Annotated in this window: 5 protein-coding genes and 1 pseudogene; 3 read left to right on the top strand and 3 right to left on the bottom strand. The window is 67.4% G+C overall.

Annotation, left to right across the window (positions count from 1 at the left end; genetic code table 11):
* Nucleotides 1-196: 196 nt before the first annotated feature.
* The 3 genes from EOA24_RS23840 to EOA24_RS23830 form a co-directional block, all read right to left on the bottom strand.
* Complete coding sequence (locus tag EOA24_RS23840) at nt 197-1,051, bottom strand: BA14K family protein (protein WP_245467139.1); 855 nt, start codon at nt 1,049-1,051, stop codon at nt 197-199.
* A 126-nt stretch (nt 1,052-1,177) separates the two neighbouring features.
* The gene (locus EOA24_RS23835; protein WP_189343180.1) at nt 1,178-2,278 is read right to left on the bottom strand and encodes a KamA family radical SAM protein; all 1,101 of its coding nucleotides are present in this window, start codon (nt 2,276-2,278) and stop codon (nt 1,178-1,180) included.
* Between the two features lie 128 nt (nt 2,279-2,406).
* The gene (locus EOA24_RS23830; protein WP_126078111.1) at nt 2,407-2,811 is read right to left on the bottom strand and encodes a VOC family protein; all 405 of its coding nucleotides are present in this window, start codon (nt 2,809-2,811) and stop codon (nt 2,407-2,409) included.
* A gap of 122 nt (nt 2,812-2,933) precedes the next feature.
* Between EOA24_RS23830 and EOA24_RS23825 the strand changes: the two genes are divergently transcribed.
* The 3 genes and pseudogenes from EOA24_RS23825 to EOA24_RS23810 all read left to right on the top strand — a co-directional run.
* Complete coding sequence (locus tag EOA24_RS23825; RefSeq protein ID WP_126078112.1) at nt 2,934-3,632, top strand: YafY family protein; 699 nt, start codon at nt 2,934-2,936, stop codon at nt 3,630-3,632.
* Between the two features lie 323 nt (nt 3,633-3,955).
* The gene (locus tag EOA24_RS23815) at nt 3,956-5,617 is read left to right on the top strand and encodes an acyl-CoA synthetase (RefSeq protein ID WP_126078113.1); all 1,662 of its coding nucleotides are present in this window, start codon (nt 3,956-3,958) and stop codon (nt 5,615-5,617) included.
* A 401-nt stretch (nt 5,618-6,018) separates the two neighbouring features.
* Nucleotides 6,019-6,503: pseudogene (locus EOA24_RS23810) on the top strand (hypothetical protein); the annotation flags it as partial.

The following is a 6,503-nucleotide window of genomic DNA, read 5'->3' as shown; positions in this document are numbered from 1 at the left end:
CTACCCCGTCGATCGGGGGAGAGGTGGCTCGGCGAAGCCGAAACGGAGAGGGGGAGCGCCGACGTAAGGATGCTGAGCGAGCCCGCCGGCGCCGCAGGCCCCCTCTCCGGCCGCTTCGCGGCCACCGTTCCGGCCACGGGTCTCGCCCGTCGTTCGGACCCCCCGCCGCTGGCGGAGGCGAGGAAAAGCGTTGGCCCTACTCGCACTGGCGGCGCGGGCCGCCGTCGAAGGGTTGGTAGGTGTTGTCGCGCGGATCGTAGGAGCGGTAGCGGCTGAAGCAATAGTCGATATGGTCGGCCGAGACCGGCCGGCTGGAGGCCTGGGCGGCCTCCGCCTCCGGCGAGATCTCCTCCGGCGGGCCGCCATAGGTTGTGGCGTAGCCGTCGCCGAACGGGGCATAGCCCTGCATCTCGGCCTGGTCGTCGCTCGTCTCGTTGATCCCGTCGCCGGCCGTGGCGGCCTGCCGGTCGTTCGCGCCCTGATCGCTGGTCTGATCGCTTTGGCCGGTCGAGGCGGTGCGGTCGCCGGGATCGTAATAGGGCGAGATGCAGGGGCGCAGCTCGCCCCTGTAGGAACGGTAGCTGTTTTCGTCCGGGCGGTAGCTGCGGTAGCGCGTCGCGCACCATTGCAGATGGGCGACGGGCAATTGTTGCTGAGCCTGCTGATCGGCCGGCGTCGGCTGCTGGGCCGCGTTGGCGGCCGGCGCGGGCTGGATGGGAGCGGAAACGTCCGGCAATGGCTGCAGCTTCGGCTGTGCGGTCGCCGCCGGCGCCGCGAGCTGGGTGGCGCCAGCCGCCTTGGCTGGTTCGCCCGGGGTCGGCTCGCCGCCCGCCTTGGCGGGCGCGGCCTGCTGGGCGGGAATGCGCTCGAGATTCTGCTTCTGCGGATCGACCGGCTGCGCGTCCTTCGTCCAGAGCTCGGAAACGCCGATCGTGGGGGTTGCCTGGCGCACCGGCTTGGCGGCCAGCATCCAGGTGGCGAAGGCAAGCCCGCTGGCGAACACGGCCAAGGTCAGCACGAACCCACCGGCAATTCCCAACAAAGCCTTCACGCGGCGCTCCTTCAGTCCCCGCTCATAGAATGCGGGGCGCGAGATGGAGTTCCTTCTGCTGCGCAATGGGGGCCAAAGTCGGGCGGGCAAGCGCCGTCGCCGGACGCCGGCAAGACAGATACGGCGTCAGTCCTGGCCAACCACTTCCTTGTATTCCCGCACCTTGCCGTCCTGGCCTCTGATCAGCCAGGTGTCACCGTCGCGGCCCTCGATATGGCTCGCCGCCAGCGGCACCTTGCCGCAGCCGTCCGGCAGGTCGATGACATAGGTCGGGATGCAGATGCCGGAGAGCCGCCGGCGCAGTTCCGCCACCAGCGCCTGGCCCTCGGCGATCGTTGTGCGACGGTGCGCCATGCCGCGCGCGAGGTCGCCGTGGTGCAGGTAATAGGGTTTCACGCCGAGACGGTACATCAGCTCGCGGCAGAGCTCCTCCAGCACCTCGACCTTATCGTTGACGCCTTTCAGCAAAACGCTCTGGTTGAGCAGCACGAAACCCGCCTGCCGCATCGCGCGGCAAGCTTCCTCCGTGGCCTGTGTGATTTCCCGCGCGTGGTTGAAGTGCGTGACCACGCTCACCATCAGCCGGCCCTGCAGCGCCTCGACCAGGCCGGGCGTGATGCGCGACGGCAGCGCCACCGGCACGCGGGTGTGGATGCGCAGGAGCCTCAGATGCGGGATCGCCTCCAGGCGGGCGCGGATCTCGGCCAACGCCTTGTCGGGCAGCGACAGCGGATCACCGCCGGTCAGGATCACCTCGCGGATTTCGGGATGCCCGGCGATATAGGCCAGCGCCGGCTCCAGGGCTTCCCGCGTATAGCCGCGGCCGATCGAGGTCAGCGACTCCTTCCTGAAGCAGAAACGGCAATAGACCGCGCATTGATAGGTGGGGAACAGAAGCACGCGGTCGGCATGGCGGTGCGTCAGCCTGGGCGCCGGGCTGAAGGCATGGTCGCCGATCGGGTCGTCGAGCTCGCCCTCGGCGGCGACCAGCTCGTCGGGCGAAGGGATCACCTGGGCGCGGATCGGATCGTCCGGGTCGTTCCAGTCGATCAGGTCGAGATAGGGTTTTGGCACGCGCACCTTGTGGGCCGCGGCGGCCTCCTGCGCGGCGGCGCGCTCGGCCGGCGAGAGCGGCAGCGGGGCAAGGTCGCGCACATGGCGCACGCCGGCGCGGACATCGTCCTGCCAGGCGGCGTCGGCGGCCGGTTGTTTGAGATCGGTAGTCATGGACATCCCGGAACAGATTTGCGCGGGATATCGGATGGATGGCGCACGGCGTCAACCGCACGGTTGACGCAGAGCCAAGCACGCTAGCCGGCCGCGTCTCATTCCTTCGCGCTGGGCATAGCAATCCCTCACCCGCCAAACTTCGCTATCGCCGCCTCCGTCACCGGCGTGAAGAAGTTCACCAGATTGCCGTTGGGATCGCGAAACAGTAGCGAGCGGTTGCCCCAGGGCATTGTGGTCGGCGCCTGCACCAGCGCTTCGCCCAGACTCCCGGCAAGCCTGCGGTATTCCTCATCGACATCGGCCACGCGGAACTCGATGATGGCGGTGCGATTTGCCGCCGGGCTTGCCACGTGGTCGCCGCCGAAGAGCGCAAGCGTGCGCGTGCTGCCGATCGCCAGCGTGCCCGCTTCCGTGACCAGCTCGGCGAAGTCCTCGGTGTAGAGCGTGAGCTTCATGCCCGTGACTGTCTCGTAGAAGGCGACGAGCCGCTTGACGTCGGCGGTGATGATGCGGGTCGAAACGAAATTCATCTGGTCTTCTCCGTCGGCTGGCCGACGAAGAGATCTTCGCGGCTGGGCGCGCCCGTTCAGGAGCCCTGCCCCGGCTTGTGGACCAGGCCTGCTGCCAGCATAGTGGCAACAGGAGACTTGCCTTGCGCCGCGCCGACAGACTGTTCCAGATCATCCAGATCCTGCGGCGCTCGAGCCGGCCGATCACCGCCAGCCGGATCGCCGAGGAGCTCGAGACCTCGCGCCGGTCGGTCTATCGCGACATCGCCGACCTCATCGGACAGCGCGTGCCGATCCGAGGCGAGGCCGGCCTCGGCTATGTGCTCGACCGCGACTACGACATGCCGCCGCTGATGCTGACGCCGGACGAGCTGGAGGCGGCGGTGCTCGGCGCGCAATGGGTGGCCGACAAGGGCGACCCCGTGCTGGCGGGCGCGGCGCGCGACCTGATCGCCAAGATCGCCACCGTCGTGCCCGAGCGGCTGCGCCCCTTCGTCAGCAATCCAACCGTCGGCGCGCCGCTCAGCCGCGCGAGCCTGCCGGACGGGCTGGATATCGCCAAGGCGCGGGCTTCGATCCGCAAGGGCCACAAGATCCGGATCCGCTACCGCAACGAACAGGGCGACGAGAGCGAGCGCGTGATCTGGCCGACCATGATCGGCTACGCCGAGACGGTGCGGCTGCTCGCCGCCTGGTGCGAGCTGCGCCAGAATTTCCGCCATTTCCGCACCGACCGCGTCAGCGCGGCGGAGTTCCTCGACGAGCGCATCGGCTGCCGGCCGGGAGAGCTGCGCAACCGCTGGAAGCGGCATATGGAGGCGCAGGGGCTGCGCTTGCCTTAGCTCGCGGCGTAGGCGGCCATAGAGGGTTTGCATTCCTTCGCGCCCCCCTCTGTCCTGCCGGACATCTCCCCCACTTGGGGGAGATCGGATGTCGCGCCGGGTTTCGCCAATCGCCGATGTAGTAAGGGAGGGCCGGCGCTGAAGCTGCCAATCTCCCCCCTTGTGGGGAGATGTTCGGCAGGACAGAGGGGGCGCCGTGGAGCGCGACCTCACTCGCTTGCCAAGGTCCATCGACTTTCGCCGCAATCGACCAGCGCCCTCTTTTCGGGCAATCTCCCTTGGCGGCGATCATGGGAGATGACCGCCGCCAAGGGAGGATTGCCATGACCGACACGCCGGCGGCGCTGCCGCGCTATGAGGATGCCGTCGAGCGCTTCCGCATCGAGGACGAGATCGCCAGGCTTCACGGCGATCCGGCGACCGGCATCAACGCCTATGTCGAATGCTGCGGCCGCTATACAGGCGAGAACCGGCTGGCGCTGCGCGCGATCTCGGCCGGCGGCGAATTGCGCGAATATTCCTTCGAAGACCTCGCCGACATGTCGGGCCGTGTCGGCACCCTGCTCAAAAGTCTCGGCGTCGGCCCCGGCGATGTCGTGGCCGGCATGCTGCCACGCATTCCCGAGCTTGTAGCGCTGATCCTCGGCACATGGCGGATCGGCGCCGTCTATCAGCCGCTGTTCACCGCCTTCGGACCGAAGGCGATCGAGCATCGCTTGAGCTACAGCAAGGCGAAGCTGGTGGTGACCAACCCCGCCAACCGCGGCAAGCTCGATGAGGTGGAAAACCGCCCGCGCATCGCGACCATTCTCGCCCCCGGCGAGACGCTGCCCGCAGGCGACATCGATTTCCGCGCGGCGCTCGCCGCCGCCTCCCCCGACTGCGAGCCGGTGATGCGCAAGGGCTCGGACCTGTTCATGATGATGTCGACCTCCGGCACCACCGGGCACCCGAAAGGCGTGCCGGTGCCGCTCAGCGCGCTTCTTGCCTTCGGCGCCTATATGCGCGACGCGATCGGGCTTCGCCCCGACGACGTCTTCTGGAACATCGCCGATCCCGGCTGGGCCTACGGGCTCTACTACGCCATCACCGGGCCCTTGCTGCTCGGCATCGCCACCACCTTCTACGAAGGCGCCTTCAACGCCAAATCGACCTACGACATCATCGAGCGGCTGGGCGTCACGAGCCTTGCCGGCTCGCCGACGGCCTACCGCCTGCTGATGGCGGAAGGGCCCGAGGCCGCGGCCCGCGTCAAAGGAAAGCTGCGCGTGGCGAGCAGCGCCGGCGAGCCGCTCAACCCGGAAGTGATCCGCTGGTTCGACGCCCATCTCGCCGCGCCGATCCACGACCATTACGGCCAGACCGAGAACGGCATGATGGTCAACAACCATCACGGGCTCAGGCATCCGGTACGCGCGGGCTCGGCCGGTTTCGCCATGCCGGGCTATCGCATGGTGGTGCTGGACGATGAAGGCAACGAGCTCGGCCCCAACCAGCCGGGCGTGCTTGCCGTCGACATCGCCAACTCGCCGCTGCGCTGGTTCGACGGCTACCACCAGGCGGAAACGCCGGCGATCGCTGGCGGCTATTATCGCACCGGCGACACGGTGGAGTACGAGCCGGACGGCTCGGTCTCCTTTATCGGCCGGGCCGACGACGTCATCACCTCTTCCGGCTACCGCATCGGGCCTTTCGATGTCGAAAGCGCGCTGATCGAGCACCCGGCGGTCAACGAGGCGGCGGTGGTCGGCGTGCCCGATCCGCAGCGCACCGAAATCGTCAAGGCCTTCGTGGTGCTGGCGCCCGCTTACAAAGGCAGCGAGGCGCTGGCCGAGGAACTCGCCCAGCATGTGAAGAAGCAGCTCTCGGCACACTCCTATCCGCGCGAGGTCGAGTTCGTGAGCGAGCTGCCGAAGACGCCGAGCGGCAAAATCCAGCGGTTCCTGTTGCGCAAGGCGGAAGTCGACAAGCGCAAGGACAGTTGAGCCAGGTGCAGCACGGGAACTGCTGATCTCCCCCCTTGTGGGGGAGATGTCCGGCAGGACAGAGGGGGCGCTGTCCCGCCGACGGATCGGTACTTGGATCGGCCCGTCCCAGCGCTTCGTCATCCTCGGGCTTGACCCGAGGATCCATGCCGTGACCTTCTCCGGAGGACGCAGCGGAGCAGAATTCTGAACCGTTGCAACACCTTAGCGTTACGGCATGGATCCTAGGGTCTGCGCTGCGTCGCTTCGCTCCTTGCTTCGCCCTAGGATGACGACCTCAATGGTTTGCGTTCCTTCGCGCCCCCCTCTGCCCTGCCGGGCATCTCCCCCCTTGTGGGGGAGATTGGCAGCTTCAGCGGCAGCGCCTAAGTCTTTTTTTAGCCCAATCTTGCCTGCAAGACATGCATACGGTTTTCGGCGAAACGGGGCACATCATGCGGCTGGTCTTGACACTTCTCCTCGCGCTGGCGGGCAGCGCGGCGCTCGCCGCCTCGCCGGAAGACGATTATATCGCGGCGCGCGACAAGGCGATTGCCGACATCACCGCGCAGGTAAGCGCCAACACGGCCATCGAAACCATCGACGCGCAGAACGAGAAGGCGCTGGCCGACCTGAAGCAGCGTCTCGCCGCCATTCTCGGCCCGCTTTCGGTCAAGGGTTTTCCGGCGACCGGCACCAACAACATCGAAAGCCTCAACGCCTCCGATATCGGCTATGGCATGCTCGACGGGCTGCGCTATGCCCAGAGCGACGACGGCCCGAGCATCGTCGTCTCGACGCGCGGGCTGACCGAGCGCTGGCTCAAGTCCAAATCGACCGAGGCGGAAGCGGATTTCAAGCTGCCCACCGATATCGGGGCGGCGCTGAAGCTCGACAGCTTCTACAC

The sequence above is a fragment of the Mesorhizobium sp. M2A.F.Ca.ET.039.01.1.1 genome (assembly GCF_003998035.1).
In the GTDB taxonomy this organism is placed as follows: Bacteria; Pseudomonadota; Alphaproteobacteria; order Rhizobiales; family Rhizobiaceae; genus Mesorhizobium.
This window is presented reverse-complemented; position numbering and strand designations above follow the sequence as displayed.

Coding starts and splice junctions, on each gene's coding strand:
- EOA24_RS23835 (WP_189343180.1), bottom strand. CDS start 2,278: ATGACTACCGATCTCAAACAACCGGCCGCCGACGCCGCCTGGCAGGAC.
- EOA24_RS23815 (WP_126078113.1), top strand. CDS start 3,956: ATGACCGACACGCCGGCGGCGCTGCCGCGCTATGAGGATGCCGTCGAG.
- EOA24_RS23830 (WP_126078111.1), bottom strand. CDS start 2,811: ATGAATTTCGTTTCGACCCGCATCATCACCGCCGACGTCAAGCGGCTC.